The organism is Conexibacter sp. JCM 18997, assembly GCF_055391915.1.
Genome location: NZ_AP043885.1, coordinates 4821623 through 4840146 on the forward strand (window position 1 = coordinate 4821623; position 18524 = coordinate 4840146).

At 71.8% G+C, this 18524-nt stretch carries 17 protein-coding genes and 1 tRNA gene; 14 read left to right on the top strand and 4 right to left on the bottom strand.

Features of this window, described 5'->3' with window-relative positions; genetic code table 11:
- Nucleotides 1–4 precede the first annotated feature (4 nt).
- The 8 genes from ACZ5UI_RS24185 (at nucleotide 5) to ACZ5UI_RS24220 (ending at nucleotide 7476) form a co-directional block, all read left to right on the top strand.
- Complete coding sequence (locus ACZ5UI_RS24185; RefSeq protein WP_464191941.1) at nucleotides 5–649, top strand: GntR family transcriptional regulator; 645 nt, start codon at nucleotides 5–7, stop codon at nucleotides 647–649.
- A 25-nt stretch (nucleotides 650–674) separates the two neighbouring features.
- Nucleotides 675–1805, top strand: coding sequence for a 5-methyltetrahydropteroyltriglutamate--homocysteine S-methyltransferase (locus ACZ5UI_RS24190; RefSeq protein WP_464191942.1), 1131 nt, complete (start codon nucleotides 675–677; stop codon nucleotides 1803–1805).
- 6 nt (nucleotides 1806–1811) lie between these two features.
- Nucleotides 1812–2573: a DUF1932 domain-containing protein gene (locus tag ACZ5UI_RS24195; RefSeq protein ID WP_464191944.1), complete on the top strand. Its 762-nt coding sequence runs from the start codon at nucleotides 1812–1814 to the stop codon at nucleotides 2571–2573.
- Nucleotides 2563–3495, top strand: a complete 933-nt coding sequence (locus tag ACZ5UI_RS24200; protein WP_464191946.1) for a DUF6282 family protein — start codon at nucleotides 2563–2565, stop codon at nucleotides 3493–3495. The genes ACZ5UI_RS24195 and ACZ5UI_RS24200 overlap by 11 nt, the downstream gene beginning before the upstream one ends.
- The gene (locus tag ACZ5UI_RS24205) at nucleotides 3488–4201 is read left to right on the top strand and encodes a PIG-L deacetylase family protein (protein ID WP_464191948.1); all 714 of its coding nucleotides are present in this window, start codon (nucleotides 3488–3490) and stop codon (nucleotides 4199–4201) included. Before ACZ5UI_RS24200 ends, ACZ5UI_RS24205 begins: the two co-directional genes overlap by 8 nt.
- Nucleotides 4198–4806, top strand: coding sequence for a 4-carboxy-4-hydroxy-2-oxoadipate aldolase/oxaloacetate decarboxylase (locus tag ACZ5UI_RS24210; RefSeq protein WP_464191951.1), 609 nt, complete (start codon nucleotides 4198–4200; stop codon nucleotides 4804–4806). Before ACZ5UI_RS24205 ends, ACZ5UI_RS24210 begins: the two co-directional genes overlap by 4 nt.
- Nucleotides 4803–5750, top strand: a complete 948-nt coding sequence (locus ACZ5UI_RS24215) for a VOC family protein (RefSeq protein ID WP_464191953.1) — start codon at nucleotides 4803–4805, stop codon at nucleotides 5748–5750. Before ACZ5UI_RS24210 ends, ACZ5UI_RS24215 begins: the two co-directional genes overlap by 4 nt.
- Nucleotides 5751–5817: 67 nt before the next feature.
- Complete coding sequence (locus tag ACZ5UI_RS24220) at nucleotides 5818–7476, top strand: methyl-accepting chemotaxis protein (RefSeq protein WP_464191955.1); 1659 nt, start codon at nucleotides 5818–5820, stop codon at nucleotides 7474–7476.
- Here the strand turns inward: ACZ5UI_RS24220 and ACZ5UI_RS24225 are convergent.
- On the bottom strand, nucleotides 7473–8945 hold the full coding sequence (locus ACZ5UI_RS24225) for an MDR family MFS transporter (RefSeq protein ID WP_464191957.1): 1473 nt from the start codon (nucleotides 8943–8945) through the stop codon (nucleotides 7473–7475). The genes ACZ5UI_RS24220 and ACZ5UI_RS24225 overlap by 4 nt on opposite strands.
- A gap of 88 nt (nucleotides 8946–9033) precedes the next feature.
- Between ACZ5UI_RS24225 and ACZ5UI_RS24230 the strand changes: the two genes are divergently transcribed.
- Both ACZ5UI_RS24230 and ACZ5UI_RS24235 read left to right on the top strand, forming a co-directional pair.
- Nucleotides 9034–9387, top strand: coding sequence for a YciI family protein (locus ACZ5UI_RS24230; protein WP_464191959.1), 354 nt, complete (start codon nucleotides 9034–9036; stop codon nucleotides 9385–9387).
- Nucleotides 9384–10640, top strand: coding sequence for an RNA polymerase sigma factor (locus tag ACZ5UI_RS24235; protein WP_464191961.1), 1257 nt, complete (start codon nucleotides 9384–9386; stop codon nucleotides 10638–10640). The genes ACZ5UI_RS24230 and ACZ5UI_RS24235 overlap by 4 nt, the downstream gene beginning before the upstream one ends.
- On the opposite strand, the gene ACZ5UI_RS24240 is transcribed toward ACZ5UI_RS24235, so the two are convergent.
- Nucleotides 10576–11943 carry a sensor histidine kinase gene (locus ACZ5UI_RS24240; protein WP_464191963.1) on the bottom strand — a complete coding sequence of 456 codons (1368 nt, stop codon included), beginning with the start codon at nucleotides 11941–11943 and terminating at the stop codon, nucleotides 10576–10578. The genes ACZ5UI_RS24235 and ACZ5UI_RS24240 overlap by 65 nt on opposite strands.
- A gap of 102 nt (nucleotides 11944–12045) precedes the next feature.
- Between ACZ5UI_RS24240 and ACZ5UI_RS24245 the strand changes: the two genes are divergently transcribed.
- Nucleotides 12046–13245, top strand: a complete 1200-nt coding sequence (locus tag ACZ5UI_RS24245; RefSeq protein ID WP_464191965.1) for an aminopeptidase — start codon at nucleotides 12046–12048, stop codon at nucleotides 13243–13245.
- Between the two features lie 43 nt (nucleotides 13246–13288).
- Nucleotides 13289–13378, top strand: a tRNA-Ser gene (locus tag ACZ5UI_RS24250).
- Nucleotides 13379–13613: 235 nt separating this feature from the next.
- On the opposite strand, the gene ACZ5UI_RS24255 is transcribed toward ACZ5UI_RS24250, so the two are convergent.
- Nucleotides 13614–13889 carry a hypothetical protein gene (locus ACZ5UI_RS24255; RefSeq protein WP_464191967.1) on the bottom strand — a complete coding sequence of 92 codons (276 nt, stop codon included), beginning with the start codon at nucleotides 13887–13889 and terminating at the stop codon, nucleotides 13614–13616.
- On the opposite strand from ACZ5UI_RS24255, the gene ACZ5UI_RS24260 reads away from it, so the two are divergent.
- Nucleotides 13888–16263, top strand: a complete 2376-nt coding sequence (locus ACZ5UI_RS24260; protein ID WP_464191969.1) for a hypothetical protein — start codon at nucleotides 13888–13890, stop codon at nucleotides 16261–16263. The two genes, ACZ5UI_RS24255 and ACZ5UI_RS24260, sit on opposite strands and share 2 nt — an antisense overlap.
- 11 nt (nucleotides 16264–16274) lie before the next feature.
- Here the strand turns inward: ACZ5UI_RS24260 and ACZ5UI_RS24265 are convergent, their stop codons facing one another.
- On the bottom strand, nucleotides 16275–17564 hold the full coding sequence (locus ACZ5UI_RS24265; RefSeq protein ID WP_464191971.1) for a TetR/AcrR family transcriptional regulator: 1290 nt from the start codon (nucleotides 17562–17564) through the stop codon (nucleotides 16275–16277).
- A gap of 89 nt (nucleotides 17565–17653) precedes the next feature.
- On the opposite strand from ACZ5UI_RS24265, the gene ACZ5UI_RS24270 reads away from it, so the two are divergent.
- A complete protein-coding gene (locus ACZ5UI_RS24270; RefSeq protein ID WP_464191973.1) occupies nucleotides 17654–18505 on the top strand; it encodes a hypothetical protein in 852 nt (283 codons plus the stop codon).
- Nucleotides 18506–18524 lie beyond the last annotated feature (19 nt).

Sequence of the window (18524 nt, forward strand, 5' to 3'; positions counted from 1 at the left end):
ACTTGTGGGCGAGATTGTCGACAATCCTGGCGACGACAGCTACGACCGGCTGCGGCAGGCGATCATCGACGGCGAGCTGCAGCCCAACGAACGCCTGGTCGAGCTCGACCTCAGCGAGCGGCTCGGGCTCGGTCGCACCGCGATCCGCACGGCGCTCGTGCGCCTCGAGGCCGATGGCCTGGTCGAGCGCGAACGCCACCGCGGCGCGAAGGTCCGCCTCGTCTCCGAGAGCGAGGCCGCGGAGATCGTCGAGACGCGCGCGGTGCTCGAGGGCCTGTGCGCGCGCCAGGCCGCCGAGCGCGCCACCCCCGCCGACGTCGAGCGCCTGCGCGCCATCCTCGACACGATGCGCACGCTGCTGGACGCGGGCGACCTGATGGGCGCCAGCGACGAGCAGGCGGTCCTGCACCGCACGATCGCCGAGCTGTCGGAGCACACGACCGCCAGCCGGCTGATCCTCGGGCTCAACTCGCAGATCGTCCGCTACCAGTACCGCACGATCCTCGTGCCCGGCCGGCCGCGCGGGTCGTTCGCCGAGCACAGCGCGATCGTCGACGCGATCGAGGCGGGCGACGGCGACGCCGCCGAGGCCGCGATGCGCCACCACCTGTCCAACGTCGCCGGGTCGCTACCCGCCGGCCGCACCTAGAGCCATCCAGGAGGAGAGAGTCCGCATGTCCCGCCGCACCACCCCGCCGTTCCGCGCCGACCACGTCGGCTCGTTGCTGCGCCCGCAGAAGCTGCGCGACGCGCGCGCCGCGCACAAGGCGGGCAGCCTCGACGACGCCGGGCTGAAGGCCGTCGAGGACGAGGCGATCCTCGACGTGATCGCCCTGCAGAAGTCGGCCGGCCTGCAGTCCGCCACCGACGGCGAGCTGCGCCGCACCTCGTGGCACATGGACTTCATCTACCAGCTGTCCGGGGTCAGCCAGGTCCAGGGCGAGTCGATCCACGTGCAGTTCCGCAACGAGAGCGGCGAGTACGACTACGCCCCGCCGGCCATGCACGTCGACGGCCGGATCGGCCTCCCGGCCCCGATCTTCGCCGACGACTTCACCTACCTGCGCGACCACGTCGACGCGGGCGTCACGCCGAAGCTGACGATCCCGTCGCCGTCGATGGTCCACTACCGCGGCGGCAACTCGTCGATCGACTCGTCCGTGTACCCCGACCTCGACGAGTTCTGGACCGACCTGGCCGGCGCCTACCACCAGCAGATGGAGGGCGTCTACGCGCTCGGCTGCCGCTACCTGCAGCTCGACGACACGTCGCTGGCCTACGTCAACGACCCCAAGCAGCGCGAGCACATCGCCGAGATCGGCGGCGATCCCGACCACCTGCACGAGCAGTACATCGCCAACATCAACCGCGCGCTGGCCGGCCGTCCGGAGGATCTGACGATCACCACGCACCTGTGCCGCGGCAACAACCAGTCGATGTGGGCGGCCGAGGGCGGCTACGACTTCGTCGCCGAGGCGCTGTTCAACCAGCTCGAGGTCGACGGCTACTTCCTCGAGTTCGACGACGAGCGCTCCGGCGGCTTCGAGCCGCTGCGCTTCGTCCCCAAGGGCCACAAGCAGGTCGTGCTCGGCCTGGTCACGACGAAGAAGGGCGCGCTGGAGTCCAAGGACGAGCTCAAGCGCCGCATCGACGAGGCGTCGAAGTTCGTCGACATCGAGCAGCTGTGCCTGTCGCCCCAGTGCGGGTTCTCCTCCACCGAGGAGGGCAACGACCTGACCGAGGACGAGCAGAAGGCCAAGCTGGCGCTCATCGTCGAGGTCGCCGACGAGGTCTGGGGCTCGTAGGCGGGCATGGCGCTCGTTGTGGCGATGCTCGGGCTGGGTGAGGCCGGAACCGAGATCCGGGCCGGGCTGCGCGCAGCCGGCGCGCGGGTCGTCGGGTACGACCCACTGCCCGCTACCGAGCCCGACGTCGACGATCCCCAGGCCGCGGCGGCGATGGCCGACGTCGTGCTCAGCCTGACCACGGCGGCGCACGCCCGCGAGGCGGCCGAGTCGGTCCTGACCGAGCTCGGCCCCACGCAGGTGTACGCCGACGCCAACACGTCGGGGGCGGCGCTCAAGCGCGAGCTGGCCGCGCTGGTCCAGCCGACCGGCGCGGCGTTCGCCGACGTGGCCATCCTGTCGCCGATGCCCGGGCGCGGCATCGGCGTCCCGGCGTTGGCCAGCGGCGACGGGGCCCGCGCCTTCGTCGACGCGTTCGCCCCGCTGGGCATGGGCGTCGCGGTGGGCGGTGCGCAGGCGGGCGATGCGGCCACGCGCAAGCTGCTGCGCAGCGTGCTGTGGAAGGGGATCGCCGCGGCGATCACCGAGTCGCTGGCCGCGGCCCGCGCCGCCGACCAGGAAGACTTCATGCGCGACCAGATCGAAGCGCTGTTCGAAGAGGCCGACGCCACGCTGGCGCGGCGGATGGAGACGGGAAGCGTCCAGCACGCCGAGCGTCGGATGCACGAGATGCACGACGCCGTGGCGATGCTGGAAGAGCTGGGCGTGGAACCGAGGGTGGCCGACGCGGCCGCCGGCTGGCTGAGGGAGCTGCACGATGGCCGATGAGCAGGATCACCCCGTCCCGACGCCGCGCGCGCGCGAGCTCGTCCGCGGCGCGGTCGACTACCACATCCACGTGGCGCCGGACTTCGTCGGGCGCCGCATCACCGACGTGCAGTTGGCCAAGCGGTGCCTGGAGACGGGGCAGGCGGGGTTCGGGCTGAAGTCGCACTACACGTCGACCGCCGAGCGCGCCCAGGTGGTGATGGAGGCGGTCCCGGGCGTCACGGTGCTGGGCACGATCACGCTGAACCGCTCGATCGGCGGGCTGAACCCGCTGGCCGTCGAGATCGCCGCGCGCGAGGGCGCGAAGGTCGTGTGGTTCCCCACGGTCTCCTCGGTCAACGAGCAGCACGAGGTGCTGCAGGCCGATCCGAACGGGAAGGTCCCGGTCTGGGTGAAGTTCGAGCTGTCGCTGCGCGAGGCCGGCCTGTCCGCCGATCCCGTGCCGGTCATCGACGAGATCGGCGCGCTCGTGCCCGAGGCCCACGCGGTGCTCGAGGTGATCGCCCGTCACGACATGGTCCTGTGCACGGGGCACCTGTCGCGCGACGAGATCTTCACGCTGGTCGACGGCGCGGTGGCCGCCGGGGTGCGTCAGATCGTCGTCACCCATCCCGAGTTCCCGTCGCAGCGCGTCTCACCGGCCGACCAGGTGCAGCTGGTCGAGAAGGGCGCGCTGATGGAGCGCTGCTTCACCACCACCTACACCGGCAAGGCCCCGTGGGAGGACTTCTACGCGGCCACGCGCGCGGTCGGCGCGGCCCACACGATCTGGTCCACGGACTTGGGCCAGAAGTTCAACCCCCCGGTCGAGGACGGGCTGGCCCTGATGGCCGACCGCTTCCTGGAGGCCGGGTTCAGCGAGGAGGAGGTCCGCACGATGGCGGTCACGAACACGCGTCGGCTGGCGGGGCTCGATGTCTAGGCGCCTGCTGGTCATCGGGGCGCACAGCGCGGACTTCGTGTGGCGCGCCGGCGGCGCGATCGCCGTCTGCACGCAGGCCGGCGGCACCGCCGAGGTGATCGCGCTGTCCTACGGCGAGCGCGGCGAGTCCGGCGAGCTATGGAAGGAGGACGGCCAGACGATCGACAACGTCAAGACCATCCGCCACGGCGAGGCCGACCGCGCCGCCCAGCACCTGGGCGCGACCTTCCGCTGCCTGGACCTGGGCGACTACCCGCTGGAGATCGACGGCGAGGCGCTGCTGCTGATCGCCGACGCGATCCGCGCGTTCGCCCCCGACGTCGTCGTCACCCACACCGACACCGACCCGTTCAACCCCGACCATCCCGTCGCCTCGCGGGCGGTCGACCGGGCTCGCGGGCTGGCCGCCGGCGCGGGCGTCAGCAGCGCGTTCCCGACGATCAAGCCGCCGGCGTTCTTCCTGTTCGAGCCCCACCAGCCCGAGCTGTGCAACTTCACGCCGACCACCTTCGTCGACATCACCAGCGTGATCGAGGCCAAGCAGGCGGCGATGGAGGAGATGCAGGCGCAGAAGTACCTGCAGACCTACTACCGCGAGCGGGCCGACCATCGCGGCAACCACGCGCGGCGCGCCTCCGGCGACCAGGACGTGCGGCAGGCCGAGGCGTTCCAGCGGGTGATCCCGCAGGTGGTGGGCGAGCTGTGATCGACGAGCTCGCGCGCCTGGGGTCGGCGACGGTGTACGAGGCCGGCGGCCGGCGCGGCTACGTCGACGCCGACCTGATCCAGGTGGTGCCCGGCTCGCGCGTGTGCGGCCCCGCGCGCACCGTCGTGTGCGCCCAGGACGACAACCTGATGGTCCACGCGGTCATGCCCCACGTCCAACCGGGCGACGTCGTCGTGCTGACGATGCCGCAGGCCGCGCCGGTGGCGCTGGTCGGCGACCTGCTGGCCACCCAGGCGCAGGTCGCGGGCGCCGCGGCGCTGCTGATCGACGCGTCGGTGCGCGATGTCGAGGAGCTGGCCGCGATGGGGCTGCCGATCTGGGCGCGCTGGGTGCGCGTCAAGGGCGCGACCAAGGACGCGCTGGGTCAGCTCGACGTGCCCGTCGTCGTCGGCGGCGCGACGATCCGCCCCGGCGACCTCGTCGTGCTGGACGCCGACGGCGTGGCGGTCGTCGAGGCCGAGCGCGCCGACGCGGTCCTGGCGGCCTCGCTGGAGCGCGAGCAGCGCGAGGCGGTCAAGCGCGAGCGCCTGCAGGGCGGCGCGCTGTCGTGGGAGATCGACGGCTTGAGGGAGCGGTGGACATGAGCGAGCTGGCGCACCTGGGACCGGTCGAGCTGCTGACGCCCAAGCCGGACGAGTCGCTGTGGTTCTTCACCGAGATCTTCGGGATGGAGATCGAGGGGCGCGAGGGGCAGTCGGTGTACCTGCGCGGCTGGGGCGACTACCAGCGCTACAGCCTGAAGCTGACCGAGCACGCGACCAGCGGCATGCGCATGCTCGGCCTGCGCGCCTGGGACGAGGCGGCGCTGCAGCGGCGCGTCGCCGCGGTGCAGGCGGCCGGGCTGGGGGACGGCTGGAGCGACGGCGATCGCGGCCGCGGCCCGTCCTACCGGTTCCGCGATCCCGACGGTCACGCCTTCGAGCTCTACTACGAGGTCGACCGCTACGTGGCGCCCGACCACCTGCGCCCGTCGCTGAAGAACCAGCCCCAGCGCAACACCGGCCGCGGCTGCGCCGTCAAGCGCCTGGACCACGTCAACCTGCTGGCCGCCGACGTGCGCCCGTGCCGCGACTTCGCCGTCGAGGACCTCGGCTACCGCCTGTACGAGCGCATCGAGCTGGACGACGGCACCGAGTCCGGCGCGTGGATGAGCCTCTCCACCGCCGCGCACGAGCTGATCTACACGTCCGATCACCACAAGGCCAACGGGCGCCTGCACCACGTCGCCTACTGGGTCGACACGCGCGAGGAGTGCCTGCGCGCCGCCGACCTGTTCCTCGACAACGAGATCCACATCGAGGCGGCCCCCTCCAAGCACGGCGTCGCGCAGGGCTTCTTCCTGTACGGCTACGAGCCGGGCGGCAACCGCATCGAGGTCACGACCGGCGGCTACATGGTCTTCGACCCCGACCAGCCGGTGGTCACCTGGAGCGAGGAGGAACGGGCGCTCGGACAAGCCTGGCGGGTGAAGACGATCTCCACCTTCCACACGTACGGGACTCCACCGATCGAAGCCGGTCCCCAATAGCGGGGAGGGAAAATCTGTACCGCAGATCGGGGATGTAACGCGCACCAGGAACTCCGACTACCGGTGCATGTCCTCGCGCCGCCGTCGCATCTCCGTTCGGACCCAGCTGTTGGGTGGGTTCGCCGCCGTCCTTGCTCTGACCATCCTGATCGGTGTGCTCGGTCTGCACCGGATGCACGCCATCCAGGACGAGACCGACAACATGGCCCACCAGGTGCTGCCCGGGGTCGTGCTCGTGGCCAAGACCGACGCCGACATGGAGCGCTACCGCAAGGCGCAGCTGGAGAACCAGCCGCAGGAGATCGCGACGGTCGGCCAGGAGATCGACGCCAAGCTGGCCGCCTACACCCCCTTCGCCGTCGACGCCACCGACCGCGCGACCCAGAGCGCGATCACCGCGGCCTGGGCCGACTACGTCAAGCTGGACCCCACCTCCCCGCAGGCGGCCAAGCAGTTCCGCTCGATCGAGTCGCGCATCGGCGACTGGATCGACCACAACGAGCGCTTCGCCGACGACGAGGCGGCCAGCGCGCACGACACCTTCACCAGCGCCCGCACCCTGGTGATCATCGCCATCGCCGCGGCGATCGCCCTGGGCCTGGCCATCGCCCTGGTCATCACCACCCGCATCCGTCGCACGATCGCCGACGTGCTCGACCGGCTGGGCATGCTGCGCGACCACTGCACCACCGACCTGCGCGCCGCGCTGGAGGCGACCGCCAACGGCGACCTGACGCAGACGGTCACGCCCGTGACCCCGCCGATCACCCGCATCCCGGGCGACGAGCTGGGCGACGCCGCGATCGCCGTCAACGACATCCGCGCGTCGACGATCGCCTCGGTCGAGGCCTACAACGACACGCGCGAGGCGCTGGCCGCGATGATCGGCCAGATCTCCTCGACGGCGAGCAACGTGTCGTCGGCCTCCGAGCAGATGGCGGCCACGTCGGAGGAGACCGGCCGGGCGACGAACGAGATCGCCGAGGCGATCACCGAGGTGGCCACCGGCGCGACGCGTCAGGTCGGCATGGTCGAGGCGACCCGCGACGCCGCCGAGGCGACCCGCGGCGTGGCCGGCGAGGCCGGCACGGTCGCCGCGATCGGCGCCGAGGCGGCCGAGCGCGCGACGACCGCGATGGGCGCGGTGCGCGACTCCGGCGGACAGGTGGCCACGGCCATCCAGGCGCTGGCGGCCAAGTCCGACGAGGTCAACGGCATCGCCGCGACGATCGCCGGCATCGCCGAGCAGACGAACCTGCTGGCGCTCAACGCGGCCATCGAGGCGGCCCGCGCCGGCGAGCAGGGCAAGGGCTTCGCGGTCGTGGCCGACGAGGTGCGCAAGCTGGCCGAGGAGTCCTCGTCGGCGGCCGCCACGATCGGGAACCTGATCGCCGAGATCCAGACCGAGACCGTCCGCGCGGTGGAGGTCGTCGAGGCGTCCGCGGCGCGCTCCCAGGAGGGGGCCGAGGTGGTCGACGAGGCGCGCGGGGCGTTCGAGCGCATCACCGAGGTGATCGGGACGATCTCCGAGCGCGTCGAGGAGATCTACGCCGCCGCCAACGAGGTCGCCTCGGTGGCCGAGCAGTCCAGTGCCGCGACCGAGCAGGTGTCGGCCTCGACCGAGGAGACGAGCGCCTCGACGCAGCAGATCGCGGCGTCGGCGCAGGAGCTGGCCGGCAGCGCGCGTGAGCTCGAGGAGCTCGTGGCCCGCTTCCAGCTCGCTTAGTCCGCCTCGGCCCGGGCGGGAGCGTCGGTGCGCAACCGGCGCTCCTCCTGGGCCACCGCGAGCACGATCCCCGCGAGGGCGATGACCGCGGTGACCAGGAAGACCGAGTGCAGCGCGGAGGACAGCGCGCTCTGCGCCGCGTCGGCCAGGCGGGCCGGCACGTCGCCGCCCTGCAGCAGGCGGTTGATGTTCACCTGCTCGGCCTGGTCGCCCAGCTCGGCGGCCACCCGGTTGGCCAGCAGCGCGCCCAGGCCGGCGACGGCGAGGCTGCCGCCGATCGAGCGAAAGAAGTTCAGGCCTGCCGTGGCGGTGCCCAGCTGCGCGGGCTGGACCGCGTTCTGCGTGGCCACGATGTAGGCCTGCACCGACAGGCCCATGCCGATGCCCGGCACGATCATGGCCACGGCCACGGCCAGATGGGAGGTGTCGGTGCCGAACTGCGTGGCCCCGGCCAGGCCGACCGCCACCAGCACCGAGCCGATGATCGGGAACACGCGGTAGCGGCCGGTCCGCGAGATCAGGGTGCCGACCACCGTGGCGGTCACCACCCAGCCCGCGCTGAAGCCGATCAGCGTCAGGCCCGACATCGTCGCCGAGTCGCCCAGCACCCCCTGCAGGTAGACGGGCATGTAGATGGAGATCGCGAACACCAGCGCGCCGATCACGAAGTTCGCGCTGACCGAGATGCTGAACACCCGGTTGCCAAACAGGCCCAGCGGGAGGATCGGCTCGGCCGCGCGGCGCTCGATCGCGATGAAGGCGGCCAGGCCGAGCAGGCCGCCGGTGGCGCACCCGAGGACCTGGGCGGAGTCCCACGGATACGTCGTGCCGCCCCACACGCTGGCCAGCAGGATCGCCGTGATCGACAGGCCCAGCGCGGCCGCGCCGGCGTAGTCGATGCGGTGCTCGGTGCGCTCGCCCGCGGAGGGCATCGTGCGGATCACCACGGCCAGCGCGACGAGCCCCAGCGGGATGTTGACGAAGAAGATCCAGCGCCACGAGATCACGTCGGTCAGCGTGCCGCCGACCAGCGGGCCGGCGACCGCCGCGATGCCCCACATCGACGTGATGTAGCCCTGATAGCGACCGCGCTCGCGGGGCGAGAACAGGTCGGCCACGGTGGCCTGGGCCAGCGGGATCAGGCCGCCCGCGCCCAGGCCCTGCAGCGCGCGGAAGGCGATCAGCTGGCCCATCGAGGCGGCCGCGCCGCACAGCGCCGAGCCGAGGATGAACAGCGAGATGGCCACGATGAACAGCCGCCGGCGGCCGTACAGGTCCGACAGCTTGCCGTACAGCGGGATCGTCACCGTGGAGGCGACCAGATACGCGGTCACCACCCAGGACAGATGCTCGAAGCCCTGCAGGTCGGTGACGATCTGGGGCAGCGCCGTCGCGACGATCGTCTGATCCAGGGCGGCCAGCAGCGTGGCCAGCATGATGGCGCCGAACGTGACCAGGGTGGAGCGCACGGCGGCGGACTTTAGGGTGATGTCGAGAACCGACGACGGGCTCCGACCACCGGGCAACGACCATCACCGAGCACCCGGAGGTGCCGCGATGAAGTACATGCTGATGATCTACGACAACGCCGACACGCGCGATCTGTTCTCCAGCGAGGCGGGTCAAGAGCTGATGGCCCAGGTCAACCGGGTGATGGACGACCTGACCGAGTCGGGCGAGCTGATCGGCGGCGAGGCGCTGGCCGACCCCTCCGAGACGCGCACCGTGGTGCGCGAGGGCGGCGTGCCGGTGGCCACCGACGGCCCGCTGGCCGAGGCCAAGGAGCACTTCGGCGGCTACCTGCTCGTCGACGTCGAGTCGGTCGACCGCGCCGTGGAGATCGCCATGTCCTGGCCGCACCAGCCGATCGAGGTGCGCCCGCTGATGAACGCCGGCGGGACCGAGATGTGAACCGGCGGGGCGACACCGAGCGTCTGCTGCGCGAGCTCGCGCCGCAGGCGCTCGGCGCGCTCGTGCGCCGCCACCGCGACTTCGAGGCCTGCGAGGACGCCCTGCAGGAAGCGCTGCTGGCCGCGGCCGACCAGTGGCCGCGCGAGGGGATCCCCGACAACCCGCACGGCTGGCTGGTCGCGGTGGCCACACGACGGCTGATCGACGCGGTGCGCAGCGACGAGGCCCGGCGCCGGCGCGAGGAGGCCTTGGCCGCCGAGCCGGTCGCGCCGCCCGGGCCCGAGGTCGACGACACGCTCTCGCTCCTGCTGCTGTGCTGCCATCCGGCGCTCACGCCGGCGTCGCAGATCGCGTTGACGCTGCGCGCGGTGGGCGGGCTGACCACCGCGCAGATCGCCGCGGCGTTCCTCGTGCCCGAGGCGACGATGGCCCAGCGCATCTCGCGGGCCAAGTCGACCCTGCGCGCGGACGGGATCGCCTTCGCGGCGCCGGGGCCCGACGACGGCGCGGCCCGGATGGCCTCGGTGCTGCACGTGCTCTACCTGATCTTCAACGAGGGCTACACCGCGACCTCGGGACCGCGGCTGCAGCGCGTCGAGCTGGCCGACGAGGCGATCCGCCTGGCCCGGCTGCTGCCCGCCGAGGGCGAGGCCGCCGGGCTGCTCGCGCTGATGCTGCTGACCAACGCCCGCCGGACGGCCCGCACCGCGCCCGACGGCGCGCTGATCCCCCTGGCCGAGCAGGACCGCTCGCGCTGGGATCGCGCGGCGATCGACGAGGGCGTCGCGCTGGTCTCCGACGCGCTGGTGCGCGGGCCGGTCGGCGCCTACCAACTACAGGCGGCGATCGCCGCGGTGCACGCCGAGGCGCCGATCGCCCAGGCCACCGACTGGCCCCAGATCGCCGCGCTGTACGGGCTGCTGGAACGCGTCGCGCCCGGGCCGATGGTCACGCTCAACCGCGCGGTCGCGGTCGGGATGGCCGACGGTCCGCGGGCCGGCCTGGCGATCGTCGCCGAGCTCGATCGCAGCGGCGCGCTGGACGGTCACCACCGACTCGACGCGGTGCGCGCCCATCTGCTCGAGCTGGACGGGCGCCGGGAGGCCGCGCGCGCGGCCTACGAGCGCGCGGCCCGGCGCACGACCTCGCTGCCCGAGCAGCGGTACTTGCGCCGTCGCGCGCTGTCGCTCAGCTCGACACCGGCACCGGCAGCGGCTGCGCCGCAGCAGCGCCGGTCGCCGCCGGGAGCGTGAGCACGAAGGTCGCCCCGCCCCCCGGCGTGTCCTCGACGTGGATCTCGCCGCCGTGGCGGCGCACCACGCGCTCGACGATGGCCAGGCCCATGCCCGTGCCCTCGTAGTGGTCCAGCCCGTGGAGGCGGTGGAACATCTGGAAGATCCGCGCGTGCTGGTCGGGTGGGATGCCGATGCCGTGGTCGACGACGGCGACGCACCAGGCGTCGCCCGCGGCGTAGGCCTCGACCTCGACCCGGGCCGGCTCGCCGGGCGGGGCGAACTTCAACGCGTTGGAGATCAGGTTCTGCAGCGCCTGGTCGAGTTGGTCGGCATCACCGAGCACGGCGGGCAGGCGGCCGACGGTGACCGTGGCGTCCGTCTCGGCGATCCGCGCGCCGAGCGCCTCCACGGCGGCATGGGCGACCGCGTCCAGGTCCACGCGATTGCGCGGGGGTGCGTCCTGGCCGACCTTGGAGTAGGCCAGCAGGCCATCGATCAGGCGTTGCATGCGCTCCGCACCGTCCAGCGAATGGGCGATGAACTGGCGGCCGCGGTCGTCGAGCTGGACGTCGTAGCGCTGCTCGAGCAGGCGCATGAAGCCGGTGATCGTGCGCAGCGGCTCGGACAGGTCGTGGGAGGCGACCGAGGCGAAGTGGGCCAGCTCCTCGTTGGAGCGCTGCAGCTCGGCGGCCGAGGCGGCCAGCGCGTGCTCCGCGGCGATCGCGCGGTCCAGGGAGCGCTGGGCCTCGTCGCGGACGTCCTCGTTCATGCGCCAGGCGATGAGCGCCGCGACGCCGGCGGCGATGATGAACCCGGCGTGGATCGCCGCCCACTGCCACGGGTGGTTGATCGCCGAGGCGTGGTCGTAGACGTCGTCGGGATCGACGACGCCGACGATGCCGTGGTGCAGCGCGACGTAGGCGGCGGCGATCAGGAACGGCAGCCACTCCTCGTAGAGCGTCAGCAGCACGATCACGACGAAGAAGTGGAAGTGCGCCTCGATCTGCCCGTGCCAGAAGGCGATCAGCACCGCCGAGCAGGTCAGCAGGCCGATCGACATCGCCGAGCTGACCCACCACGCGCGGGTGTCGCGGCCGAACGTGCAGATCGCCGCGAAGACCCCGATCACCGCGCCCCAGAGCAGGCAGGTGCCGACAGCGAACCCCTGCGCCAGCCCGAAGATCGGCAGCCCGACGACCTGCAGCCACAGGATCACCAGCAGCCAGCGATGGCGTCGTCTCCACTCCGCGTCGGGCAGCGAGTTGCCGCGCGGCAGGACGTTGCGCAGCCGCACGACGAGCGAGGTGTCGGGGGTGGTCACTTCGGGTTAGTCAGTTCTGGGGAGCACCGGATCCAGGACTATCGGCACCAGCGGCGTTCTGGTCAAGTCTTGAACCCCGCTCGGACTCGGTAGTCTCGGCCCATGGATCAGCCGACGCTCGAACGATTCGCCGACGTCATCGTCGGCGTGGGTGCCAACGTCCAGCCCGGCCAGGTCGTCGCCATCGGCAGCGAGCCCGGCAAGGAGGCGCTCACGCGCGAGCTCGCGCGGTCGGCCTACCGCCACGGCGCGAAGTACGTCGACGTCAGCATCTTCGACCTCCACGTCAAGAAGGCGCGCATCGAGCTCTCGCGCGAGGAGGACCTCGACTACGTCCCCAAGTGGTACGGCCAGCGGCTGCTGGAGCTGGGCGAGGAGCGCGGCGCGCGCATCGGCCTGAGCGGGCCGATCGAGCCGACGCTGTTCAAGGGCCTGGACCCCGCGCGCCTGGGCCGCGACCAGCTCCCCTACGTCAAGGAGTCGATGCAGGTCGTCAACGCGCGCACGGTCAACTGGACCGTCGCACCGTGTCCGTCGCCGCAGTGGGCGCAGTTCGTGCACCGCGACCTGCCGGCCGACGAGGCGCTGGCCAAGCTGGACGAGCAGCTGATCCACATCATGCGTCTGGACGAGGAGGACCCGGCCGGCGCCTGGCGGGCCCGCGTGGAGGCGATCCACGCCGCGGCCGCCGCGATGAACGAGCGCCGCTTCGACGCGATCCGCCTGCGCGGCGACGGCACCGACCTGACCGTCGGGCTGCTGGCGTCGTCGAGCTGGACCGGCGGCGCCATGGACACCGTCGGCGGGATCTCGCACATCGCCAACCTGCCCACCGAAGAGGTCTTCACCGCGCCCGATCCGGCGCGCGTCGACGGCGTCGTGCGCGCGACCAAGCCGCTCGTCCTGGGCGGCACGACGATCGAGGGCCTGCGCGTCCGCTTCGAGGGCGGCCACGCCGTGTCGATCGAGGCCGACACCGGCGGCGAGGTGCTCGAGGCGATGACCAAGCGCGACGACGGCGGCACCCGCCTGGGCGAGCTCGCGCTCGTCGACCGCGAGGGCCGCATCGGCCCGCTGGACACCGTCTTCTACGACACGCTGCTGGACGAGAACGCCGCCAGCCACATCGCCCTGGGCGCCGCCTACGAGATGACCGTCGGCGACGACGCCGACAAGGAGCGCATCAACCGCTCCGACATCCACATCGACTTCATGATCGGCTCGCCCGACATGGAAGTCGACGGCATCACCGCCGACGGCGACGCGGTCCCCGTCCTGCGCGGGGGCGTCTGGCAGGTCTGAAGGAACCGGCGGCGCTAGTCTGCGTCGCCGTATCGCAGTCCCTGGAGAGGTGCCGGAGCGGTTGAACGGGCGGCACTGGAAATGCCGTGACGGGGGTCAACCTCGTCCGAGGGTTCGAATCCCTCCCTCTCCGCTGCCCTTCCCATGGGGAGTCCCCGGCTGTCGCCGGGCGATCCTCCCCTGTTGATCTCGTCCGTGGGCGCACGCCCCGGCCCGGCCCGTCATTCAACGCCTTCTCTCGGCGGAATCGACCGTATCTGTTTTGCGCCCTTGACCGGGCGAAGCCAAACAGAGATAGTGAAACGTAGATGACCCGTTCCGGCTAGGCGGGTCTCTGCGGAGTCCACGAGAGGAGAGTTCATGTCGGGTCATTTCGGGCGCGCGCTCAGCGCCCCGAGTCCAGGCGTCCTGCGCAGGGCGGTTGTCGCTGCGACCGTCGCCGGGGCGTGCTTCGTTGCCGCCACCGGGGTCGCGTCGGCGAACGCGAACCCGTGCCCAGGCAGCGCACCCACCAACGCGGCGCCGCCCGCGAGCGTCCCGTTCGGGGCGAACGTGACGGTCTTTGACCCGTCCATGTCGGTGTCGTCGATCAACGCGGCGCTCAACGCGCCGGCGGGCGGTGCGCGGCGGCAGTTCTTCTTCATGCCCGGCACATACGGGACGCCCGGCGTCGCCCCGCCCGTCGTCCCCGGTGGCTCGGCGGCCAACGTCCTCGCCGCCGCCAACGCGGCCGGCATCATCTCCGCCCCGATCGGGGCCAACACGGTCGTCTCGGGCCTGGGCCAGAGCCCGTGCGACGTGGTCATCCACGGCGCGCTGTTCGTCGTCAACGGCGGCTTGTCGATCACGGCCCGCCAGCTGCAGAACATGACGATCGACCCGGTCGAGGCCAACACCCCGGTCGACACGATGCACTGGGTCACCTCGCAGACGGCGGTCTGGCGGCGCGTGAACCTGCTGGGCAACGTCGAGATCGGCAACCTCGAGACCGGCAACCAGAGCTTCGGCGCGATGATCACCAACTCGAACATCACGGGCCAGCTGCTGAACGGCAACAGCCTCAACACGTCGACGACGTCGGTCCAGCCCGACGGTGACGGCGGTGGCTCCAACGCGATGTACTACGTGCAGGGCAGCGACGTCGGCGGCCTCACCGGCTGGGCCGGCCTGATCCAGTTCGCCGGTGTCAACGGCGCGCCGCCCGAGGACTTCGGTCCCGGCGGCCAGGTCGGCAACCTCGACCGGCTCCCGGTCGTGCGCGAGTCGCCGTTCGTCTACTACGACACCGCGGCGAGCCAGTTCAAGGTCTTCAGCCCTGGCGTCCAGTTCGATCGGCGCGGGTACGACTGGAGCCTGACCGACGGTCGGTCGCTGCCGCTCAGCGACTTCTACGTGGCCAACCCGGCGGACCCGGTCGCGACGCTCAACGCGCAGCTGGCCGCGGGCAAGAACCTCTTGCTCAACCCGGGCAACTACACGCAGGACGCGCCGTTGACCATCGACAGCCCAAGTCAGATCGTGCTCGGGCTGGGCATCGCGCAGCTGACGGCGAACGCCGGCGTGCAGTCGGTCAAGGTGGCCTCTGGCGCCACCGGCACGATCCTGGCCGGCTTCACCATCAACGCCGCCGCGCTCGGCGGAGCCACACCCGCCGACTTCCAGGTGCAGATCGGCACCACCAACATCGGCACCGGCCTGAAGTCCGATCCGACGACGCTGTCGGACATCAGCATCTTCGGCAAGGCCGTGACCGCCGAGGTCATCAACCAGGACTACGTCCTGCAGAGCCAGGGCGAGTACGACGGCGGCCAGGGTGCGGCCCTCTCCGGTCCGGCCTGGGCTGCACCAGACGGCTCCTACGGCCTCGTCGTCAACAGCGACCACGTCACCTGGCAGGGCCTCTGGGTCGAGCACTACAAGAAGACCCAGATCATCTGGAACGGCGACGGCGGGCGCATCCAGTTCCTCGAGAACGAGCCGCCGTATACGCCGTACTTCACGACGAACAACGTCACGCCCGACACGTGGCAGCTGAGCCCGGACTTCGTCGGCTACCCGACGCTGGCCATCGATCCGAACGTGGCGAACTTCCGGATGGACGGCTACGTGACGGCCACCCGGTTCAGCAACGGCTGCCGCTGCGAGATCACCGCGTCGATCACCACCCCCAACAAGCCGGGCATCCTGCTCAAGAACCTGTTCGCCGCGAACATCACGTTCCCCGTGGCCGCCGGGCTGACGAACGTGCACTACGACCCCAACGAGCAGAACGGCGAATCCGGACAGCTGCCGCGGTTCTGGCATCCCGCCCCGGGCGTGACCGCCCCGCTGGCTCAGTTCAGCGGCACCGGCGGCTTCATCAGCCAGTCCGGGTACTACGCCGTCGGCGGCCCGCGCAGCATCGTCGGCATCCTCAACGCCGACGGGACGATCACGCCCAACGACCAGGGCAACCTGATCCCCGACGTGGATCCCGGTCCGAGTCACGCGGGCCCGGGAGGGACCTCGAAGCTGCCCTACTCCGACAGCTTCGGGTTCTCGGTCACGACGCGGATCGCGCAGTTCCCCGCGCCCACGCCGCCCCCGCCGGCGCCGCCGGTCCCGACCCCGTCGACCACGGGCGGCTCGACCAGCACCCCGTCGGAGTCCACGCCGACCCCCGCGGCGACGCCGGGGCCGTCCACCCCGTCGGCGCCGACGTCCGCGCCGGCCCGAAGCAGCAAGCCGAAGGTGTCGGCCCGCTTCGCCGTCGGCAAGTCGGTCACCCGCGTGCGGTCGCTGCGCGTCACGGGGCTCGGTGACGGCGGGACCGTCGGCGTGTCGTGTGACGGTCGAGGTTGCCCGAAGGAGGTCCGGGTCGTGGACGTCCACCGGGGCACGGCGAACGTGGCCTCGACGTTCCGCGGCTCGGAGCTCAAGCCCGGGGTGCGCATCACGGTGACCGTCGTGGCCGAGGACGGCAAGACGCTCGTCGTCACGTACAAGACGCGCAAGGGCCGGTCGCCCGTGCGCGCCTGAGGGGAGGGTGGCTAGGCCTGCGCGCCGACGGCGCGCAGGTACTCGCCGCAGACGTTCGCGAGCTCGGTCAGGAACTGGTCCTGTGTGTCCGGTCCCAGGCCGAGCTCGAACTCCTCGCCCAGGCTGCTGAACTCCGTCAGCGCGGCGAACGCGATGCGGAAGCACAGCGCTTCGGCCTCCTTCGTGCGCGGCGGCTGCACCCGTCCGGGCCGGGCGAGCGCCGCGACGAACAGGTCGCGCAGCGAGGCCATCGTCGCGGTGGCCAGTGAGCGCGTCCCCGCCTGGGCGTGGCGACCGACGAGGACCTGGACCGCCGCGCGGTTGCGCGCGAGGACGACGCTGAGACGCACGATCGCCTGATCCAGCGCCTCGGACTCGGGCAGCTCTTCGAGGTTGCCGGGGAACTGCCACGTGGCATCGTCGAACAGCTGCTCCAGCGCGCGCCGCTCGGCGGCCTGGACGAGCCCTTGCTTGTCGCCGAACATCCGGTACAGCGCGCCGACCGACGTGCGGGTCGCCGCGCTGAACTCGGCAATCGCGAGCGCGCCGTACCCCTGCTGGCCCAGCTCGTCGGCGGCACGCGCGACCAGTGCGTCGGCCGGCGTCGACGGCTCGGGGTCGGCCAGCGGCCACGGGCGCGGGCCCGCGATCGCCCCGGGCGTCAAGCGCGGGTCCGCGACGAGATAGGCCTCACAGCAATCCGAGAGCTGGCGCACGACGCTGTCCCAGTTCATCTGGCCGGTCAGCGGCCCGCCGAACTGGGCCTCCTGATCCAGCGTCGCCACGAGGACGCGAAAGCACGTCTCGACCGCCTGCTCGGGCTCGGGATGCGTCATCGAGTCCCGCCACTGCAGGAGGTGATCGTCGAACCGCGCGCGCGCCACCCGCAGCGAGCTGCCGCCGATCTCGCGCACCTTCGGATCCTCGATCGCCCGATCGCGCAGCCCCCGCAGGAACGCGCTGTAGGAGGCGAAGACGGCGGCCATCGCCGCGACCCCCTCCTGGATCCCCTGGCTGACCGGCACCACGGAGATGTCCGCCGGGCCGAGCCGCCCGGCGATCAGCCGCTCGGACTCCTCAAGGCCATGAGCCTGCGCGGCTCGGAAGAGATCGTCCTTGGTGCCGAACCGGCGATAGATCAACGGCACCGAGACGCCGGCCCGCCGGCTGACCTCCGGAACCGTGAAGCCATCCCAGCCTTCGGTGGCGATGACCTCGACGGCGGCGTCGAGCGCCTTCTGAAGGGACTGCCGGCTGCGCCGCTGCTGCGGCGGCCTGGCGAGATCGGGCGGCTGCGGCACCCGCCGAGCCTAACGACCGCGGAGCACACGGCGTCGACGCCGTGTCGGTGCTGGTTCAGGTTTGCTCACCCGAACCGAATACGGGGTGCATGAGCCTCTCTCGTGGTCTGCGCGCCGCCCTCGTGGCCTGCGCCCTCCTGGCCGTCGGGGCGCCCGCGGCTTCCGCCGACAGCACCGTCGGTCCGTCGTCTGCCGACCTCGGCAACGCCGGCGACTGGACGGCCGGCAACCTCACGTTGTCCGCGTCCACGTGGATCTGGACCGCGCCCGACGTCGTGGCCACCGAGTCCGGCACCGTGACCTCGTGGCGCATCCGCACCGGCGTCGCGACCGGCACGGTGCAGCTGATGGTGCTGCATCCCACGGGCGGCGGCTGGCAGATCGCCGCCGAGACGACAGCGCAGCCGGTGGCCGTGCTCGGCGTCAACACCTACGTGGCCAACCTGCCCATCCAGGCGGGGGACACGATCGCGGTGACCGGCGACAACACGCAGCTGCGCGCTGGGTCCGGCGCGGCCACGTCCTACCGCTGGCAGGGGCATCCCACGACCGTCGGGACCGTGCTGGGCACACCCGAGCTGACGCTCGGCTCGTTCCGGCTCGGCTTCAGCGCCGACATCACGGCGGCGGCGACACCGACGCCGGTCGTCGAGAAGGTGGCCACCACCGGTCCGACCGCGCTGGGGCTGGCCGTCGGCACCGGTTCGAGCGGCGGCGTCACGCTCGGCAACGGGCTGGCCGTCCGCGGGGCCAACATGAACCTCGTGACGCAGGTGTACTTCAACAACGTCCCGGCCACGCAGTGGTGGATCGACGGCTTCGATCAGATCTCGGTGATCGTCCCGCCCGGCCTGCCCGACGGCCCGGTCACGCTGCGCGTCGGCGGCGTCGGTGGCGTCAACGAGGACACGCCGGGCACCCAGGTCAACATCCGGGGCTGAGCGTCGCCGGGAGGCGCCA

Excerpts from the sequence above, each read along its gene's own strand:
- ACZ5UI_RS24230 (WP_464191959.1), top strand. The coding sequence starts at position 9,034 with ATGAAGTACATGCTGATGATCTACGACAACGCCGACACGCGCGATCTG.
- ACZ5UI_RS24255 (WP_464191967.1), bottom strand. The coding sequence starts at position 13,889 with ATGAAGAAGAACTGCCGCCGCGCACCGCCCGCCGGCGCGTTGAGCGCC.
- ACZ5UI_RS24205 (WP_464191948.1), top strand. The coding sequence starts at position 3,488 with ATGTCTAGGCGCCTGCTGGTCATCGGGGCGCACAGCGCGGACTTCGTG.
- ACZ5UI_RS24270 (WP_464191973.1), top strand. The coding sequence starts at position 17,654 with ATGAGCCTCTCTCGTGGTCTGCGCGCCGCCCTCGTGGCCTGCGCCCTC.
- ACZ5UI_RS24190 (WP_464191942.1), top strand. The coding sequence starts at position 675 with ATGTCCCGCCGCACCACCCCGCCGTTCCGCGCCGACCACGTCGGCTCG.
- ACZ5UI_RS24245 (WP_464191965.1), top strand. The coding sequence starts at position 12,046 with ATGGATCAGCCGACGCTCGAACGATTCGCCGACGTCATCGTCGGCGTG.
- ACZ5UI_RS24215 (WP_464191953.1), top strand. The coding sequence starts at position 4,803 with ATGAGCGAGCTGGCGCACCTGGGACCGGTCGAGCTGCTGACGCCCAAG.
- ACZ5UI_RS24260 (WP_464191969.1), top strand. The coding sequence starts at position 13,888 with ATGCCCGGCACATACGGGACGCCCGGCGTCGCCCCGCCCGTCGTCCCC.
- ACZ5UI_RS24220 (WP_464191955.1), top strand. The coding sequence starts at position 5,818 with ATGTCCTCGCGCCGCCGTCGCATCTCCGTTCGGACCCAGCTGTTGGGT.
- ACZ5UI_RS24195 (WP_464191944.1), top strand. The coding sequence starts at position 1,812 with ATGGCGCTCGTTGTGGCGATGCTCGGGCTGGGTGAGGCCGGAACCGAG.
- ACZ5UI_RS24200 (WP_464191946.1), top strand. The coding sequence starts at position 2,563 with ATGGCCGATGAGCAGGATCACCCCGTCCCGACGCCGCGCGCGCGCGAG.